15 protein-coding genes are annotated in these 18,568 nt (G+C 73.2%); 12 read left to right on the top strand and 3 right to left on the bottom strand.

The annotated features are described in order from the left end of the window. Window positions 1–17: 17 nt before the first annotated feature. The 8 genes from ACZ42A_RS06150 (at window position 18) to dnaK (ending at window position 11,385) form a co-directional block, all read left to right on the top strand. Window positions 18–2,153 carry a phage holin family protein gene (locus ACZ42A_RS06150; RefSeq protein ID WP_468525931.1) on the top strand — a complete coding sequence of 712 codons (2,136 nt, stop codon included), beginning with the start codon at window positions 18–20 and terminating at the stop codon, window positions 2,151–2,153. Window positions 2,154–2,278: 125 nt separating this feature from the next. Continuing rightward, window positions 2,279–3,661, top strand: coding sequence for an amino acid permease (locus tag ACZ42A_RS06145; protein ID WP_468525930.1), 1,383 nt, complete (start codon window positions 2,279–2,281; stop codon window positions 3,659–3,661). Between the two features lie 104 nt (window positions 3,662–3,765). Continuing rightward, complete coding sequence (locus ACZ42A_RS06140; RefSeq protein WP_468525929.1) at window positions 3,766–4,827, top strand: ATP-binding protein; 1,062 nt, start codon at window positions 3,766–3,768, stop codon at window positions 4,825–4,827. After that, entirely contained in the window at window positions 4,824–6,620 is a 1,797-nt protein-coding gene (locus ACZ42A_RS06135) for a vWA domain-containing protein (protein WP_468525928.1), read from the top strand. Before ACZ42A_RS06140 ends, ACZ42A_RS06135 begins: the two co-directional genes overlap by 4 nt. Before the next feature lie 73 nt (window positions 6,621–6,693). Continuing rightward, window positions 6,694–7,119 (top strand): OsmC family protein, encoded by a 426-nt coding sequence (locus tag ACZ42A_RS06130; RefSeq protein WP_468525927.1) that lies wholly within the window; start codon window positions 6,694–6,696, stop codon window positions 7,117–7,119. 126 nt (window positions 7,120–7,245) lie between these two features. After that, entirely contained in the window at window positions 7,246–8,616 is a 1,371-nt protein-coding gene (locus ACZ42A_RS06125) for a magnesium transporter CorA family protein (protein WP_468525926.1), read from the top strand. 5 nt (window positions 8,617–8,621) lie between these two features. After that, window positions 8,622–9,395 (top strand): glycerophosphodiester phosphodiesterase family protein, encoded by a 774-nt coding sequence (locus ACZ42A_RS06120; protein ID WP_468525925.1) that lies wholly within the window; start codon window positions 8,622–8,624, stop codon window positions 9,393–9,395. Window positions 9,396–9,522: 127 nt separating this feature from the next. Next, window positions 9,523–11,385: a molecular chaperone DnaK gene (gene dnaK, locus ACZ42A_RS06115; RefSeq protein ID WP_468525924.1), complete on the top strand. Its 1,863-nt coding sequence runs from the start codon at window positions 9,523–9,525 to the stop codon at window positions 11,383–11,385. A gap of 6 nt (window positions 11,386–11,391) precedes the next feature. Here the strand turns inward: dnaK and helR are convergent, their stop codons facing one another. Together helR and ACZ42A_RS06105 are read right to left on the bottom strand one after the other, a co-directional pair. Continuing rightward, on the bottom strand, window positions 11,392–13,551 hold the full coding sequence (gene helR / locus ACZ42A_RS06110; protein ID WP_468525923.1) for an RNA polymerase recycling motor ATPase HelR: 2,160 nt from the start codon (window positions 13,549–13,551) through the stop codon (window positions 11,392–11,394). 247 nt (window positions 13,552–13,798) lie between these two features. Beyond that, entirely contained in the window at window positions 13,799–14,662 is an 864-nt protein-coding gene (locus ACZ42A_RS06105) for a helix-turn-helix domain-containing protein (protein WP_468525922.1), read from the bottom strand. Between the two features lie 310 nt (window positions 14,663–14,972). On the opposite strand from ACZ42A_RS06105, the gene ACZ42A_RS06100 reads away from it, so the two are divergent. Further along, complete coding sequence (locus tag ACZ42A_RS06100) at window positions 14,973–15,398, top strand: hypothetical protein (protein WP_468525921.1); 426 nt, start codon at window positions 14,973–14,975, stop codon at window positions 15,396–15,398. On the opposite strand, the gene ACZ42A_RS06095 is transcribed toward ACZ42A_RS06100, so the two are convergent. Then, the gene (locus ACZ42A_RS06095; protein ID WP_468525920.1) at window positions 15,380–16,210 is read right to left on the bottom strand and encodes a helix-turn-helix domain-containing protein; all 831 of its coding nucleotides are present in this window, start codon (window positions 16,208–16,210) and stop codon (window positions 15,380–15,382) included. The genes ACZ42A_RS06100 and ACZ42A_RS06095 overlap by 19 nt on opposite strands. A 29-nt stretch (window positions 16,211–16,239) precedes the next feature. Between ACZ42A_RS06095 and ACZ42A_RS06090 the strand changes: the two genes are divergently transcribed. From ACZ42A_RS06090 to ACZ42A_RS06080, 3 genes are all read left to right on the top strand, one after another. Next, on the top strand, window positions 16,240–17,334 hold the full coding sequence (locus ACZ42A_RS06090) for an ADP-ribosylglycohydrolase family protein (RefSeq protein WP_468525919.1): 1,095 nt from the start codon (window positions 16,240–16,242) through the stop codon (window positions 17,332–17,334). Window positions 17,335–17,474: 140 nt separating this feature from the next. Then, the gene (locus tag ACZ42A_RS06085; RefSeq protein WP_468525918.1) at window positions 17,475–17,780 is read left to right on the top strand and encodes a 4a-hydroxytetrahydrobiopterin dehydratase; all 306 of its coding nucleotides are present in this window, start codon (window positions 17,475–17,477) and stop codon (window positions 17,778–17,780) included. 7 nt (window positions 17,781–17,787) lie between these two features. Beyond that, window positions 17,788–18,567, top strand: coding sequence for a class I SAM-dependent methyltransferase (locus ACZ42A_RS06080; protein WP_468525917.1), 780 nt, complete (start codon window positions 17,788–17,790; stop codon window positions 18,565–18,567). Window position 18,568: the final 1 nt, after the last annotated feature.

Raw genomic sequence — 18,568 nt, 5'->3', positions numbered from 1 at the left:
CGTGAGGTGTACGGGGCGTGCGTGCAGGGCGTTGGCGGCGGGTCGCGAGTCAGGTCGGGCGGAGCGTCGCCGTCTGGGCGGTCAGTACGGTCACCATGCTGGTCCTCGCCGGCATCCTGCCGGACTTCCGGCTCCGGTCGGCGGACGGCGACAGCGCCACCGACATCGCCGTCACCGCCGCGTTCGGCGCGGGCGCCTTCGGTCTGCTGTCGGCCCTGGTGTGGCCGCTCCTCGTACGGCTGTTGCTGCTGGTGCCGGCGCTCGTCCTCGGGCTGCTGGTGTTCGCGCTCAACGGGGCGCTGCTGCTGCTCGCGCTGCGGCTGAACCCGGCGGAGCGGGGTGCCGCCGACCCCGAGACCGCGGTGGTGGTGGCCGCCGTGATGTCCGCGGTGGCCTCCGCCACCGGCGCCGCCCTGGCGGTGCGCGACGACGACGCCTACCGGCGCCGGCTCTACCGGCTCGCCGACCGCCGCCGCAGAAAGCTGCCGCCAGGCCCCGTCACCCACGGCACGCTCTTCGTGCAACTCGACGGCGTCGGCCACGACGTGCTCCTCGACGCCGTCGGCAAGGGCCTGATGCCGACCGTCGCCCGCTGGCTCGGCACCGGCGACGAGCCCGGCACGGCCCGTCCCAGCCACCGCCTCGTCCCCTGGCGCACCGACTGGTCCAGCCAGACCGGCGCCAGCCAGCTGGGCATCCTGCACGGCAGCACCTTCGACGTGCCCGCCTTCCGCTGGTACGAGAAGGACACCCAGGAGGTGATGGTCAGCAACCGCCCCACCAGCGCCGCCGAGCTCCAGCGCCGCGCCGTCGCCCGCACCGGCGACGGGGGACTGCTCACCGCGGACGGCGCGAGCCGCGGCAACCTGTTCAGCGGCGGCGCGGACGAACAGGCCCTGGTGCTGTCCATCGCCACCCGGCGGCGCAGCCGCGAGAACCGCTCCCGCGCCGGCTACTTCGCCTACTTCTCCGACCCGGCCAACGCCGTGCGCACCGCCCTGTCGTTCGTCGCCGAGGCCGCCCGCGAGGTCGGCCAGGCCACCCGTTCCCGGCTCCGCAAGGAGCGCCCGCGCGTCTCCCGCGGCGGCCTCTACCCGTTCATCCGGGCCTTCGCCACCGTCGTCGAACGCGACGTCGTGGTCGCCGCGGTCATGGGCGACATGCTCGCCGGCCGCACCGCGATCTACGCCGACCTGGTCGCCTACGACGAGGTCGCCCACCACTCCGGGCCGTTCAGCCGAGACGCCGAGAAGGTCCTCGCGCGCCTCGACCGGGCGCTGGCGCTGATCGAGAAGGTCGCCGAGCACGCCCCGCGCCCGTACCGGATCGTGGTCCTCTCCGACCACGGACAGAGCCCCGGCGAGACCTTCCGCGCCCGCTACGGCCTCACCCTCGCCGACCTGGTGCGGGCCGGCTGCGGGCTGCCCGTGCCGCGCCGGGCGGAGCGCACCCACAGCGGCGCCGAGGCCCGCACCGCGGTCCGGGCCGCGCTGCGCATCCCGGTCGAGGAGGCCGGCGAGCAGCGCCGCCCGGCCCGCCGCTCGGAACCGATCGTGCTGGCCTCCGGCAACCTCGGCCTGGTCTCCTTCCCGGACGTGCCGCACCGGATGAGCAAGGAGGAGATCGACGCCCGCCACCCGGCGCTGCTGTCCACCCTCGCCAACCATCCCGGGATCGGCTTTCTGCTGGTGCGCAGCGAGGAGCACGGCGGGGTCGTGCTCGGCGCGTACGGCGCGGAGATCCCGGTGGACGACCTCGACGACGACCGCCCCGGCCCGCTGGCCGGGCTCGGCCCGGGCGCCGCGGAGGCGGTCCGCCGCACCCACACCTTCCCGCACGCCGCCGACATCATGGTCAACTCCTTCCACGACCCGGCCGACGGCGAGGTCCTCGCCTTCGAGGAGCAGATCGGCTCCCACGGCGGCCTCGGCGGCCCGCAGAGCAAGCCGTTCCTGCTGTCGCCGCTCGCCCTGTCCGCGCCCGCCGCGGACGGCGAGGAGATCATCGGCGCGGAGCACGTCCACCAGGTGCTGCGCCGCTGGCTGCGGGAGGCGGACGGCCCCCAGGTACCGGTGGACGATTCCCGGTCCGAGGCCCTCGACGGCGCACCTTTTGCGGTGCCGGACCCCAGCGTGCAGGACAAAACAGCGTGATTTGGAGCGTCTCGAACCCGTGACCGACCATGGGCGGTCGTCCGGCGATCCCGGGCACCGGCCCGGCGGCTCACCGGGCCACCCGGCGATCCCGGGCACCAGCACGACGAGAGGCGCACCACCCCATGCACGACACCGGAACCGTCCCGGCTCCGGCCCCGCAGGCGACCGCACCCCGGACCGTCGCGGCATCCGACAAGCACACCCGGCGCTTCGGGCTCCCCGTCGCCACCGCCCTGGTCATGGGCAACATCATCGGCGGCGGCATCTTCCTGCTCCCGGCCGCCGTGGCCCCCTTCGGCACCGTCAGCCTGGTCGCCTTCGGCGTCCTGACGGCCGGCGCGATCGCCCTGGCCCTGGTCTTCGGACGGCTCGCCGAACGCGACCCGCGCACCGGCGGCCCGTACGTCTACGCCCGCGAGGCCTTCGGCGACTTCGCCGGCTTCCTCGCCGCCTGGGCGTACTGGATCACCACCTGGGTGTCCAACGCGGCCCTCGCCGTCGCCGCCGTCGGCTACCTCGACGTGCTGATCCCGGTGAACGACCACGCGTGGACCGCCTGCCTGGCCGCCCTCGTCATCCAGTGGCTGCCCGCGCTGTCCAACTTCGCCGGCACCCGGTACGTCGGCGCCGTCCAGCTCGTCTCCACCGTGCTGAAGTTCGCGCCGCTGCTGCTCGTCGCGGTCGGCGGACTGTTCTTCTTCGACCCGGACAACCTCGGCCCGTTCAACGCGAGCGGCGGCAGCGCGCTCGGCGCGGTCTCCGCGTCCGCCGCGATCCTGCTCTTCTCCTACTTGGGCGTCGAGTCGGCCGCGGTCAGCGCCGGCGAGGTCCGCGACCCGCGCCGCAACGTCGGCCGCGCCACCGTCATCGGCACGATCGGCGCCGCCGTCGTCTACCTGCTCGGCACGTTCTCCGTGTTCGGCACCGTCGCCCACGACAGGCTGGCCGAGTCCACGGCTCCCTTCTCGGACGCCGTGAACGCCATGTTCGGCGGCACCTGGGGCGGCTGGGCCGTCGCGCTCGCCGCGCTGGTGTCGATGACCGGCTGCCTCAACGGCTGGACCCTGCTGAGCGCCCAGACGCCGTACGCGGCCGCCCGCGACGGCCTGTTCCCGGCGGCGTTCACCCGCAAGCGGCGCGGCGTGCCGACCGTCGGCGTCGGCGTCACCGTCGTCCTGGCCTCCCTGCTGACCGTCTACAACTACACGGCGGGCTCGGCCCGGGTCTTCGAGATCCTGGTCCTGGTCACCACCTTCACGGCGACCGTGCCCTACCTGCTGGCCACCGCCGCGCAGATCTTCCACCTGGTCCGCGGGGAGCACGAGAAGGTGAACCGGGCCCGGCTGGTGCGCGACGCGGTGCTCGCCGCGCTCGCCTTCGGCTTCTCCCTGTGGCTGGTCGCGGGCGCCGGCTACGCGGCCGTCTACCAGGGCGTGCTGTTCCTCTTCGCGGGCGTGCCCGTCTACGCCTGGCTGGCGGCCCGGCGGCAGCGCGCCACCGCCTGAGCGGGAGGAAAATCGGCTGCGTGTGACGCGCGGGAGGCCCACACTGTTCGAGCCCGGCGCGGGGAAGCCCCGCGCCCTTCGAACACCCCCGAGGAGCCGCCGCCTTGCAGGCAGCCGTCACCGTCACGCCCGCCCGTATACCCGAGCTGCTGCTCGGACTGGCCACCGTCCGGCCGGTGTTCCTCTGGGGCGCCCCCGGCATCGGCAAGTCCTCCCTGGTCCGGGAGTTCGCCGAGTCGCTGGGTCTCGAGTGCGTGAGCCTGCTCGGCACCCAGCTCGCCCCCGAGGACCTGATCGGCGTACCGCAGATCCGCGACGGGCGGTCCGTGTTCTGCCCGCCGGAGGCCATCGCCCGCGACGAGCCGTACTGCCTGTTCCTGGACGAGCTGAACGCGGCCACGCCGGATGTGCAGAAGGCGTTCTACTCGCTGATCCTGGACCGCCGTATCGGAAACTACGAACTGCCCAAGGGCTCGATCGTCATCGGCGCCGGGAACCGGGCCACCGACAACGCCCTCGCTCGCCCGATCGCCTCCGCGCTGGTCAACCGCCTCACCCACGTCCACCTGGAGGCCTCCGCCAAGGACTGGCTGACCTGGGCGGCGAACAACGGCATCCACCCGTGGATCCTCGACCACCTCACCGACCGGCCCGACCACCTGTGGTCGAAGCCGCCCAAGACCGAGGAGCCGTTCTCCACCCCGCGCTCCTGGCACATGCTCTCCGACGCCCTGCACTCCTTCGGCGCCGGCCTCGACGAGGAGACGCTGAAGGTCGTCGCCCACGGCACGCTGACGCCCGCGCACGCCACCGCCTTCTGCGGCTACGTCAAGATCGTGCGCAGCCGCTTCGGCATCGAGGCGATCCTCCGGGGCGACGCCCGCTGGCCGAACCGACTGGAGGACCGGGACCTGCTGTACTACCTCGCCGAGTCCTTCCGCGGCCGCCTGATCAAGGAGCTGCCCGCGAGCAAGGAACACCTGTCGGCGAACGGGCGCCAGACCGCCTACCGCGCCAAGTCGCTGCTCGTCCAGCTCGCCGAGATCTCCGTCGAGGTCGCCCAGTCCGTCATCGCCTCCGACGCCGACGGCAACCCCGTGCTGCCCGCCTGGTTCCTCGTCGAGGCCGCCCGCGACATGCCCCGCCTGGTGGAGGCCCGCCGGTGAGCCGCGGCCGTCCGGCGAAGACCAGGCCGGACCCGGCCGCCGAGGACTGCGCCAAGGGCGTCCAGCTGGCCTGGGCCAACCCCGCGCTCGCCGCCATCGAGGCCAAGCTGTGCCGCACGGAGGACTGCGAGCACGCCCCCCGGCACGGCCTGGCCCGCGTCACCTCCAACGGCACCGTGCACCTCAGCCGCACCCGCCGCGCCGAACCCGCCGAGTGGGCCTGGGCCATCGCCCACGCCCTGATCCACCTCGGCTTCGGCCACGTCCCCGCCGCCGAGGGCGAGCGCGCGCAGCCCGACCGGTACGACCTCGCCGCGCGCTGCACCGTCGTCAACCGCTTCCTGGCGACCTTCCCCGTCGGCCGCGCGCCCGACGACCTGCCGGCCTCCTACCCGGACGGCGACGAGGAGCAGCTCGCCGCCCGCTGGCGCCGCGACGGCATCCCGCCCGCCTACGAGCACGGCGGCACCGCGGGCCACGAACCCGACCAGCTGCTGATGCCCTGGGGCCGCTGGAACGGGCCGGTGCCCGACTGGCAGCTCGCCTTCGCGCACGCCCTGACCCGCACCATGTCCACCGCCATGGAGCTGGCGGGCGGCCGCCGCGACTCCATGAGCGGCGGCCCCACCCGGCTGCGGCCCTGGGAGCGGGCGCTGAGCTGGTTCGTCTCCTCCTACCCCCTGCTCGGCGGCATCGCCTCCGGCATCACCCTGGTCGCCGACGCCGAGCTCGCCCGCGCCCACGGCATCTCCGTCGCCGCCGTCGACGCCGAGGCCGCGGAGATCTACGTCAACTCCCTCCGACGGCTGGACGACGAGGAGTGGCGGTTCGTCCTCGCCCACGAGATGCTGCACGCCGCCCTGCGCCACGGCGACCGCTGCGGCCCCCGCGACCCGTTTCTGTTCAACGTCGCCTGCGACTACGTCATCAACGGCTGGCTGCGGGACATGCAGGTCGGCACCATGCCCGAAGGGCTGCTGTACGACCCGGAGCTGGCCGGGCTGTCCGCCGAGGAGGTCTACGACCGCATCGCCGGCGACCTGCGCCGTATGCGCCGCCTGTCCACGCTGCGCGGCAAGGGTGTCGGCGACGTCCTCGGCGGCCCGCTCGGGGCGCCCCGCGACTACGTCGACCTCGACGGCTTCTACCGGCGCGGCCTCGCCCAGGGCCTCGACCTGCACCAGCGGCAGGAGCGCGGCTTCCTGCCCGGCGGCCTGGTCGAGGAGATCCGGGCGCTCAGCCATCCGCCGCTGCCCTGGGACGCCCGACTGGCCCGCTGGTTCGACGAGTTCGTGCCCCGCCCGGAGCCGGTCCGCTCCTACGCCCGCCCCGCGCGGCGCCAGGCCTCCACGCCGGACATCCCCCGCGCGGGCCGCCACTTCCCGCCCGAGGAGATCGCCCGCTGCACCTTCGGCGTCGTCCTCGACACCTCCGGCTCCATGGACCGCACCCTGCTCGGCAAGGCCCTCGGCGCCATCGCCTCCTACGCCGAGGCCCGCGACGTACCCGCCGCGCGGGTCGTGTTCTGCGACGCCGCCCCGTACGACGCGGGCTATCTGCCGGTCACCGAGATCGCCGGCCGGGTCCGGGTGCACGGCCGGGGCGGTACGGTCCTCCAGCCGGGCATCGATCTGCTGCACCGCGCGGACGACTTCCCGCCCACCGCGCCCGTGCTGATCATCACCGACGGCTGGTGCGACGTACTGCGGGTACGGCGCGAGCACGCCTACCTGATTCCCCAGGGCGCCCGACTCCCGTTCACCGCGCGTGGCCCGATCTTCCACGTGCGGTGAGCCGGAGTGTGATCGGATGGTGTCCGTCCACCCGGATCCTTACCAGAACCGGGACCTCACGAAAGGAAAGACCGTGGCCACCACGCGCTCCGCACACACTGTCTGGGAAGGCAACCTGCTCGAGGGCAACGGAGTCGTCACCTTCGACTCCTCCGGCATCGGCAAGCAGCCGGTGTCGTGGCCGTCGCGCGCCGAGCAGGCGAACGGCAAGACCAGCCCCGAGGAGCTGATCGCCGCGGCCCACTCCAGCTGCTTCTCCATGGCGCTCTCGCACGGCCTGACCGGTGGCGGCACCCCGCCCACCAAGCTGGTCACCTCCGCGGACGTCACCTTCCAGCCGGGCGAGGGCATCACCGGCATCCACATCACCGTGGAGGGCACGGTGCCGGGCCTGGACAACGACGCGTTCGTCGCCGCCGCCGAGGACGCCAAGGCCAACTGCCCGGTCAGCCAGGCCCTGAAGGCCGTACCGATCACGCTGTCGGCGAAGCTCGCCTGACCCGGAGGCGTCTTCGCGGCATGCTGGTGCAGGCCGTCCCCGCGCCGGGGGCGGCCCGCACGGTTCACGGCGGTGGGGCAGGGGGTATCAACGCCCTGCGCCGAGGCGGGGAGGGGACTTCTTCTGATGGCGGCGGGAACATCCGGCACGACGGCGGTGCTCGACTCGGCCACGCGCGAACGCACGCGCATCCTGATGCTGTTCAGCCTGGCCGGCCGGATCCACCCCCGCGGGGACGACTTGGGACCGCTCGTCGACCGGTTCGACTTCGGCCGCTTCACCCCGCACCTGGTGGCCGGCGCCGCCTTATTGCCCGTACCGGTGCTGGCGCAGCGTCTGGAACCGGGGGAGCTGGGCCTGCCCGACGGCGACCACGGGCTCGCCCTGGACACCGCCGGGCTCCTCGTCGTCTCCAGCCCGCGCGGGGACGCGACCCTGCTGCTGGACTGCGAGTTCGCCGGTGACACCCCGGCCGGCGCCGTCGCCGCCTGGCTGGCCGACACCTGTTTCGACCGGGGCCGGATCACCCTCGGCGGCCGTCCGCTGCTCGATGTGCTGGCCGAGCGGCTGGGCCTGGACACCCGCCTCGCGTTCGGGCAGAACGTCCATCAACTCGTCTTTCCCGGCGGCCGGTTGCTCACCGACCTGCTCACCGCCGCCGCCGACGGCGGCCCCGACCTGTTCGGCCCGCTCAACGAGATCGTCTACCGCGGCAAGATGGCGAACGGCCCCAGCGTGCCGCCCAACCTCAAGAACCAGGGCGCGATGGTCTCCGCGCACGGCCGGGGCGTCTCCGTCCAGGCCGGCTGGGCCCCGCACGTGGAGAACGGCCTCGCCCTGGTCGCCGTCGGCATGGTCTCCGCGCTGGCCGTGCTCCAGCGCACCCGGCTCGCCGCGTTCGCGATGATGCGCGCCAACGAACAGGCCCTCACCGACTCCCCGCAGAACGTCCGCTCCCTGATCTCCCGGCTGTCGGCCGGCGTCAACGAACTCCAGCTCGACCTGGCCTTCGGCGTGGAGGCCTACGTGGACAGCCTGCTGATCCCGGAGATGCTGATGGAGGGCTTCCAGTCCTCCCTGCGGGACACGCTCGGCATCCGCGACAGCCTGGAGAACTCGGCCCGCATGGTGGAACGTCTCACCTCCGTCATCAACGCCCGCTCCGCCGCCCTGGACGCCGCGCTCGCCGAACGCGACGAGGCCCGCGACCGCACCATCTCCGGCCTGGTCGCCGCGGCCACCCTGATCGCGCTGCCGCCGACCCTGCTGCTGGCCTTCTTCGGCGTGAACGGCAGCAACGTGGACGAGCGCCGCTCCATCCTCGACCTCGGCACGTACGGCGTGGCCTACGTCCTGGCCTGGCTGCCCTTCATCATCCTCGTGGTGATCGGCTATCTGCTGCTGAGACGGGCCGGCGGCGGCTCCGGAGAGCTGCTCTCCCCGCCCGACGACGGGCCCCTTCCCGTCCCCGCACCCCGCACGACCTCCGGGAGCTGACCGCCATGACCCCACGCCCCGCCGTCTCCGCCCACCGCGGCGGATCCGAGACCTTCGGCCCCGCCACCTGGCAGGCGTACGAGGACGCGCTGCTCACCGGTGCCGAGTACGTCGAGTTCGACATCCGGCGCACCGCCGACGGCGTCCTCGTCGTCTACCACGACCCGCGGGTGCGGCACACCGGCCCGCTGCTCGGCGAGCTGACCCACGCCGAGCTGAGCGAACGCGCCGGCTACCCGGTGCCCGTCGTCGACGAGGTCATGGAGCTGATCGCCGGAAAGCTGATCGGGCACCTGGACCTGAAGGAGACCGGCTACGAGCGGGACGTGATCGACCGGGCGATCGCCCTGCTCGGCGAGGACGGCTTTGTCGCCACCACCCTGGAGGACCGTTCCGTCGCCGCCATCACCCGGGCGTACCCCGGCGTGAAGACGGCGCTGTCCCTCGGCCGGGACAGCAAGGAGATCGGCGCGGCCCGGCTCACCGCCACCCGGCTCAGCGAGCTGTTCCCGATGCGCCGGGTGCGCGCGTGCGGGGCGCACGGGGTCGCCGTGCACCAGCGGCTCGCCCGCGCCAACGTCCTGCGGGAGGCCGCCCGGAACGGCCTGTTCACCATGGTCTGGACGGTCAACGACGACACCGCGATGCGCGGCTTCCTCACCGACCCACGGGTGGACGTGCTGATCACCGACCGGCCCCGCCGCGCCCTCGAACTGCGCGGAGTGCCGACGCAGGCGGACGGGCGCGGCACCCCCGCCGCCGAGTCCTCCCACCCCTGACGCCGGGCGGGGTGCCCCCGGGCGCCGGGAAGGCGCCGGTCGGGCACGGCGGGCGCCCCATTGACAGCGAGCCACTCAGGTTCTGTGCTGGAAACCGAGGGGCTCCCTGGCGGAAGGGGTGACAGCGATGGCACGCGCGGTCGGCATCGATCTGGGGACCACGAACTCGGTGGTGGCCGTCCTGGAGGGCGGCGAACCCACCGTCGTCGCCAACGCGGAGGGAGCCAGGACCACCCCGTCGGTCGTGGCCTTCGCCAAGAACGGCGAGGTACTGGTCGGCGAGGTCGCCAAACGGCAGGCCGTGACCAACGTCGAGCGCACCGCGCGGTCGGTGAAGCGGCACATGGGCGACGCGACCTGGCGCTTCCCCGAGCAGGGCTCCGTGGACGGCACCCGCTACCGGGCCCAGGAGCTGTCCGCGCGGGTGCTGCAGAAGCTGAAGCGGGACGCGGAGGCCTACCTCGGCGAGGACGTCACCGACGCCGTGATCACCGTGCCCGCCTACTTCGACGACGCCCAGCGGCAGGCCACCAAGGAGGCCGGGGAGATCGCCGGCCTGAAGGTGCTGCGGATCATCAACGAGCCGACCGCCGCCGCCCTCGCCTACGGACTCGACCGCGGCGAGGAGCAGACGGTGCTCGTCTTCGACCTCGGCGGCGGCACCTTCGACGTCTCCCTGCTGGAGATCGGCGACGGCGTCATCGAGGTCAAGGCCACCAACGGCGACACCCACCTCGGCGGCGACGACTGGGACCAGCGGATCGTCGAGCACCTGGTGAAGAAGTTCAAGGGCCAGTACGGCATCGACCTGAGCAAGGACAAGATGGCCGTGCAGCGGCTGCGCGAGGGCGCCGAGAAGGCCAAGATCGAGCTGTCCAGCTCCTCCGAGACCTCGATCAACCTGCCCTACATCACCGCCTCCGCCGAAGGCCCCCTGCACCTGGAGGAGCGGCTCACCCGCGCCCAGTTCCAGGAACTCACCGCCGACCTCCTGGACCGCTGCAAGACCCCCTTCCACCAGGCGGTGAAGGACGCCGGGATCAAACTCGCCGCGATCGACCACGTCATCCTCGTCGGCGGCTCCACCCGGATGCCCGCCGTCACCGACCTGGTCCGCGACCTCACCGGCAAGGACCCGCACAAGGGCGTCAACCCCGACGAGGTTGTGGCCGTCGGCGCCGCCCTCCAGGCCGGTGTGCTGCGCGGCGACGTCAAGGACGTCCTCCTCCTCGACGTCACCCCGCTGTCCCTGGGCATCGAGACCAAGGGCGGCATCATGACGAAGCTGATCGAGCGCAACACCACGATCCCCACCCGGCGTTCGGAGATCTTCACCACCGCCACCGACAACCAGCCCTCGGTCGGCATCCAGGTCTACCAGGGCGAACGCGAGATCGCCGCGTACAACAAGAAGCTCGGCACCTTCGACCTGACCGGACTGCCGCCGGCCCCGCGCGGCGTCCCGCAGATCGAGGTGGCCTTCGACATCGACGCCAACGGCATCATGCACGTCTCCGCCAAGGACCTCGCCACGGGCCGCGAGCAGAAGATGACGGTGACCGGCGGCTCGGCGCTGCCCAAGGACGACATCGACCGCATGATGCGGGAGGCCGAGCAGTACGCCGAGGAGGACCGCAAACGCCGGGAGGCCGCCGAGACCCGCAACCAGGCCGAACAACTCGTGTACCAGACCGAGCGGTTCCTGCGCGACAACGAGGACAAGGTCCCCGCCGACACCAAATCCGAGGTGCAGTCGGCGGTCACCGACCTCAAACAGCAGCTGGAACGGAACGCCGACACCGCCGAACTGCGCACCGGCATCGAGAAACTGGCCACCGTCAGCCAGAAGATGGGCCAGGCCATGTACGCCCAGGCCCAGCAGGCCCCCACCGACACCGGCCAGGACCGCACCGCCCCGCCCGAGGAGGAGGGCGTCGTGGACGCGGAGATCGTCGACGAGGAACGGGACAAGAAGGGCGGCGCGGCCTAGCGTGCTTCAGGAGCTGGTGAGGACGACGAGCTGCCGGGTCGCCCGCGTCATCGCGACATAGCGGTCGACCGCCCCTTCGACCCCCGTGCCGAACCTCTCCGGGTCGACGAGGACGACCAGGTCGAACTCGAGCCCCTTGGACAGCTCCGGGGTCAGCGAGCGGACGCGGGGCGTCTCCCGGAACGCGGGAGCGCCGATGACGCAGGCGGTCCCCTCGGCGTGCGCGGCGAGCCAGGAGCCGAGGACCGAGTCGAGGTCCGCGACGGATCCGTGTACGACGGGAATCCCGCTGCTGCGGACGGAGGTCGGCACGTTGGCGTCCGGGAGGGCGGCCCGGATGACCGGCTCGGCCTCCGCCATGACCTCCTCCGGCGTCCGGTAGTTGACGCTCAGCGAGGCCACGCTGATCCGGTCGAGCCCGACCCGCTCCAGCCGTTCCCGCCACGACTCCGTGAACCCGTGCCGGGCCTGGGCCCGGTCGCCGACGACGGTGAAGCTCCGGGACGGGCAGCGCAGCAGCAGCATCTGCCACTCCGCGTCGGTCAGTTCCTGGGCCTCGTCCACGACGATGTGCGCGAACGGGCCGGCGAGCGGATCCGGTCCGGCGGCGGGCAGTTCGGACTCGTCGACCAGGCTGACCCTGGCGTCCTGGCCGCGCAGCATGGTCACCAGGCCCTCCCCGTCGTCACCGTCGGCGCCGGAGGCGGACGCGGCCTCGATCAGGTTGTCGACGACCTGCGTCATACGCTCGCGCTGGGCGGCGAGGACGGCCTCCTGCCGGCGCCGGTGCCGGGCCGCCCCCGGGTCCCCGAGCCGCTGCCGTGCCGCGTCCAGGAGCGGCAGGTCGGACACCGTCCACGCCTGGGGTTCCGCGCGTTGCAGCCTCCGCACCTCCTCGCGGCTGAGCCAGGGGGCGCACATCCGCAGGTAGGCGGGCACCGACCAGAGGTCTCCGACGAGGTCCGCCGCCTCGATCAGCGGCCACGCGCGGTGCAGGGTGTCGACCAGCTCCGTGTCGCGCAGCAGCGACGTCCGGAACAGGTCGGGCGGCACCTCACCGTCGAGCTTGTCCAGCAGGATCGCGACCAGTTCGTCCCAGATCTGCTCGCGCGCCTCGTTGTGCGGCGTGCCCGGCGCGGGTGCGTCGAACGCCTCCGCCCAGTCGTCGGCGGTCAGCCGGAGGTCGGCCCAGTCGGTGGTGACCGTCATGCCCTCGGCGGGCGGCTCCTCGTAGAACCGGACGGCCTTCTCGATTGCCTTCACCATGTCCGCGGACGATTTCAGGCGGGCCACCTCGGGGTCGTTCTCGATCCCCGCTCCGGCCCCTTCGGCGACCAGGTCCCGCAGGGTGCAGGTCGTGACGCCCTCCTCGCCGAGGCTGGGCAGGACGTCGGCGACGTACGCCAGATACGGCTGGTGCGGACCGACGAACAGCACGCCGCCCCGACGGTGACCGAGGCGGGGGTCGGAGTAGAGCAGGTAGGCGGAGCGGTGCAGCGCGACGACGGTCTTGCCCGTGCCCGGACCGCCGTCGACGACCAGGGCACCGCGGGACCCCGCCCGGATGACGGCGTCCTGGTCGGCCTGGATGGTGGCGAGCACGTCCCGCATCCGGGGCGACCGGCTGCCGCCCAGACTGGCGATGAAGGCGGACTGGTCGTCGAGCGCGGCATGCCCGTCCAGCCCGTCGGCGGCGAACACCTCGTCCCAGTAGTCGCTGACCCGGCCGCCGGTCCAGCGGTAGCGGCGACGGCTGGCCAGACCCATCGGGTTGGCGTGGGTCGCCGCGAAGAACGGCTCGGCGGCGGGGGAGCGCCAGTCGACCAGCAGCCGGCGCCCCGCGCTGTCGGTGAGGCCGAGCCGTCCGATGTACACGGGCTCGGGGTCGTCCGCCCGGACGATGTGGCCGAGGCACAGATCCAGACCGAAGCGGCGCAGGGCGCGCAGCCGGCCCGTCAGCCGGTGGATCTCCACGTCCCGCTCCATCGCCTCCCGGCCGAGACCGCCGGGCGCCCTGCGCAACTCGTCGAGACGGCCGGACAGTTCGGCGATCGCCTGCTCCAGGCTCTCCGCGACGGCCGCGAACTGCCGCTCGTCGTGGGCGATCAGCGCCGGGTCGGCCTTGGCGGAGAGACGGTCGGGGAGGTTGAACGCGCTGGTGGACATCGACAAAGAGGAACGCACTTCGTGAAACTCCCATTTCCGCAGGTTCCGGCTCAGGCCAGAGATTCTGCGGTACGAAGGGGGCCTTGCCGCAAGCCCCCCAGTGCGCTATACGTTGAGAGTGGCGAGGAGCGTGTGCACTGGCCGGCTCTCCAGGAACCGGCCCGCTCCCGGCCCCGCCGCTCCGGGCGAGGCCCCAACTACCGTGGATCCCGTGTCCGGTAGACCACACACGGCCGGAACGTACCGCTCAGTAGTCCCCACGGCATTCCTGAAGGATCTTCTTCGTACGCCGCGCCGACGCGGCCCGCGTCGTCATGTGGTCCAGCACCTCCAGGTGCGCGGAGACCTCCGTACGGGAGTCCAGGTACAGCGCGCCCGTCAGATACTCGGTGAACACCATGTCCGGCAGCTCCGGCTCGGCGAACCGGAACAGCGCGAACGGCGCGTACGTCCCCGGATGCGGGCCGCTCGCGAACTCGGCGACCTGGAGCGTGATCCGGTCACTCTCGACGGCCTCCAGCAGCCGGTCCAGCTGGCCGCGCATCACCTCGGGCCGGGTGCTCACCGGCCGCCGCAGCACCGTCTCGTCCATGATCACCCACAGATGGGGCGGGTTCGGGCGCTCCAGCAGCTCCTGCCGGGCCATCCGCAGCGACACATGCCGCTCCAGCGTCTGCCGGTCCGTCTGCCCGATCGTCCCGGCCTCCAGCACGGCCCGCGCGTACTCCTCGGTCTGCAGCAGACCGGGCACGAAGTGCGGCTCGTAGGAGCGGATCATCCGGGCCGCGCCCTCCAGGCTCACGAACAGGCTGAACCAGTCCGGCAGCACGTCGTGGAACCGCTGCCACCAGCCCGGCTGGTTCGCCTCCTCGGCCAGCGTGACGAACGCCGCCACGTCGTCCTCGGGCACCCCGTACGCGCCGAGCAGCAGCTGCACGTACGGGATCTTCAGCGCGACCTCGGCCATCTCCATCCGCCGTACGGTCGCCGGGGCCACCCGCAGCACCCGGGCGGCGTCCTCGCGGCTCAGACCGGCCGCCTCCCGCAGTTCCTGCAGCCGCTTGCCGAGCACCACCTGGCCCACGGTGGGCGCCGGCCGCCGCTCACTCACGCCACGCCTCCCCTACGCGCCGGAAGTCCGCGAGCAGTGTGTCATGTTCCGGCCGCGCACACACGGGTTCGCGGGGCGCTGCTCGCCCTATGAGACACCGTTGGCGGGAGACGTCCGAGCCCCGCCGGCACCGGCACCGGCAGACACCCCTGCGCCCCCGCCGCACCGGGCATGACCTCCCATTACCTCCCGGGTAATCGACCCGGCACCCCGCCCGGCGCGATCGTTGACGCACCGGGTTCCGGGGCGGCGCACTCCGCCCCGGCACCCGGGCCCCTGCACCGACGACCTCGCCGGAGGATGATCCACCATGTCCGCCACCCAGCTCGCCGCGCTCGCCCGCACCTCCGACCCGCGCACCATGCTGCGCCGCTTCCTCGCCCTCGACGCGGTCGTCACCGGCACCAACGCCGTCGCCTACCTCGCCGTCTCCGGCCCGCTCGGCGACCTGCTCGGCGTCGACTCCGGGCTGCTTCTGGTGCTCGGCGCGCTCCTCGCCGTCTACGCCGCCGGCGTCGGCCTGCTCGCCTCCCGCCCGCACCCGGCGACCCTGCCCGTGCGGGTCGTGGTGGAGGCCAACCTCGCCTGGGCGGTGCTCAGTTTCCTCGCCCTCGCGCTGTGGCTGACCCCGAGCACCGCGGGCGCGGTGTGGACCGTGCTTCAGGCGCTCACCGTCGCCGGTTTCGCCGCCCTCCAGCACATGGCGCTGAAGGTCCGTCAGGAGACCAGTTCCTGAAGGTGCTTGACCGTCGCCGGGTCGGCCGGGAGGAACGTCTCGATGGCCAGCTCGGCGACGGTCACGTCCATCGGCGTGTTGAAGGTGGAGATCGACGAGATGAACGACAGGATCCGGCCCTCGTACTCGATCTGCATCGGCAGCGCGAAGTACGGGACCGGCTCCTCCGGTTCGGCGACCGGTGCCGTCTCCGGCACCGGATACGCCGCCACCTCCTCGTACAGCGCCCGCAGCGGCGCCGAGCGGTGCAGCGCGATCTGCCGCTCCATCTGCGCCAGCAGATGCCCCCGCCACTCGCGCAGATTGCGGATCCGCGGCGCCAGCCCCCGCGGGTGCAGCGTCAGCCGCATCGCGTTCAGCGGCGGCCCGAGCAGCTCCTCGGGCACCTCGTCCAGCAGCATGGTGATGCCCCGGTTCGCGGCGACCACGTTGTACGTCGCGTCCACCACCAGCGCCGGATACGGCTCATAGCCGCGGATCAGCCGCTCCAGGCCCGCCCGCAGCGCCCCCATCGCCGGGTCGTCCAGCGGGGTCTCCGGATAGCGCGGGGCGTAACCGGCCGCCAGCAGCAGCGCGTTGCGCTCCCGCACCGGTACCTCCAGATGCTCGGCCAGCCGCAGCACCATCTCCTCGCTCGGCCGGGACCGCCCCGTCTCGATGAAGCTGATGTGCCGGGCGGAGGAGTCGGCACGCAGCGCCAGCTCCAGCTGGCTGATCCGCCGCCGCTCCCGCCAGGCCCGCAGCAACGGGCCGACGCCCTGGTCGGCGGGGGCGGTGACGGGCCCGGCGGGCGCGGACGTGAGAATGCTCATGTGGACGACCGTAGTCGAGGAGGGACCCCGTGAACGAGCCGTGGCAGCAAGGAAACCGGCAGGCACGGGCGGTGTACCGGTCCCGGGTGCGCGGCTGTCTGCTGGGCGGCGCGCTCGGCGACGCCCTCGGCTATCCCGTCGAGTTCAGCTCCCTGGACGCCATCCGCGCCGCCCACGGCCCGCGCGGCGTGACCTCCCTCGTCCCCGACGCGACCGGCGTCGCCGGCCGGATCAGCGACGACACCCAGATGACCCTGTTCACCGTCGAAGGCATCCTCGCCGCCCGCCGGCGCGAACGGGAGAAGGGCATCGGCGGCGCCGCCCACCAGCTGCTGTACGAGGCCTACCAGCGCTGGCTGCGCACCCAGCAGCAGCCCGGCCCCGACGGCACCGTCGCCGCGCACCCCGGATTCGACCGCCCGCTCCTCGCCGAACCCTGGCTCTACGCCCGCCGCGCCCCCGGCAACGCCTGCCTGTCCGGACTCCACCACCCGTACGTCCCCGACACGGGCGCCCCGCTCGGCGGCTTCGGCCCGGTCAACCCCAACTCGAAGGGCTGCGGCACCGTGATGCGCTCCGCGCCCTTCGGACTCACCGGCGCCCCCGCCGACCGCGCCTTCGACCTCGCCGCCCGGTGCTCCCGGCTCACCCACGGCCACCCCACCGCCTCCTACGCGGCCGGCGCGCTGGCCGCCATCACCGCCCATCTGATCGCCGGCGACTCCGTCGAGGGCGCCGTCCTGCGCACCCTGCGCCTGCTCGCCGTCCACCCCGGCCACGAAGAGACCAGCGCCGCCCTGGAACAGGCCCTCGACCTGGCCGCCGAGGGCAGCCCCGGCGCTGCGCGGGTGGAGAAGCTGGGCGCCGGCTGGACCGCCGAGGAGGCCCTCGCCATCGGCGTGTACTGCGCCCTCGCCGAACCGCACCGGGTGCGGGAGGCGCTCCTGCTCGCGGTCAACCACTCCGGCGACAGCGACTCCACGGGCTCGATCTGCGGCAACCTCCTCGGCGCCCGGTACGGTGATGTGGGCCTGCCCCACTCCTGGGTGCGGCGGGTCGAGGGCCGCGACCGGATCGCCGCGCTGGCGGACGACCTGGCGGCCGAGTGCGAGGGTGGCGTCTGACGCATATGGCGCATATGACACCGACCAATTCCCGACGGCCGAATGCGACCGGAGCCGACCCCCGACGGCCCCTCTGACCAGGACTGCGACCGCACCCCTGTGGCAGGCTGGACGAGGACGTCCGGGGAAGGAGCGAGGTCATGGCCGTCGAACCGCTGTCGCCGCAGGAGATCGAGGACCGGCTGGCCGCACTGCCGGGCTGGTCGCTGGACGAGGACCGCCTCACCCGCACCTACCGGCTCGGCTCGCACATCGCCGCCGCCGCGCTGGTCGTGCACATCGCCCGGGTGCAGGACGAGCTGGACCACCACTCCGACCTCACCCTCGGCTACCACACCGTGACCCTCTCGGTGAACACGCACAGCGTCGGCGGCAAGGTCACCGAGCTGGACGTCGAGCTGGCCCGCCGCGTGTCCGACCTCGCCCCGGCCCACGGCGCGAGCTGAGCCGGCGGTGCTCGACTACGGCCAGGAGGCGGAGCGCTACGACGCCTCCCGGGGCGGCGAGCCGCGCGCGGCGGCCGCCGCGGAGGGCGTCCTCGGCCTGGTGCCCGGCGGCGCCCGCACCCTGCTCGACCTCGCCTGCGGCACCGGCATCGTCACCCGGCGGCTGGCCGCGGCCCGGGATGGGATGCGGGTGACGGGCGTCGACCTCACCGACGAGATGGTCCGCCGCGCCGCCACCCGCCTTCCGGGCACCGTGCTCCGCGCCGACGCCCGCCGACTGCCCTTCCCCGACGGCACGTTCGACGCGGTGACCAGCGTGTGGCTGCTCCACCTGCTGCCGGACCAGGAGGCCGTGCGCGCCGTCGTCGCCGAGTGCGCGCGTGTGCTGCGCCCGGGCGGCGTCTACGTCACCACCGTCGACAAGGCCGCCGCCCACAACGTCGGCAGCGACATCGACGCCGTCCTCGCCGCCCGCCCCCGCACCCGCGCCGTCGACGAGTCCGCGGCCGTCGAGACGTACGCCGCCGCCCACGGTCTGCTCCCGGCCGGCCGGACCCGCTTCCCCGGCCGCGGCCAGGGCCGCAGCCCCCGCCGCACCATCGCCGACCTGCGCCGCGGCTGGTTCGTCACGCTGCCGCCCGGCGACCCCCGCGCCGACGGGTTCGCGGAACGCCTGGCCGCCCTGCCCGACCAGGACCGGCCACGCCCCGACCCCTGGTTCACCCTGCGGGCGTTCCGCAAGACACAGGGAGACGGCGGCAACCTCGCGCCGACCGGCGGCGACTGAC

This window comes from Streptomyces sp. NPDC030838, assembly GCF_055572035.1.
Note: the sequence above shows the minus strand (reverse complement) of the source record. Positions and strands in the feature narration are given on the sequence as shown.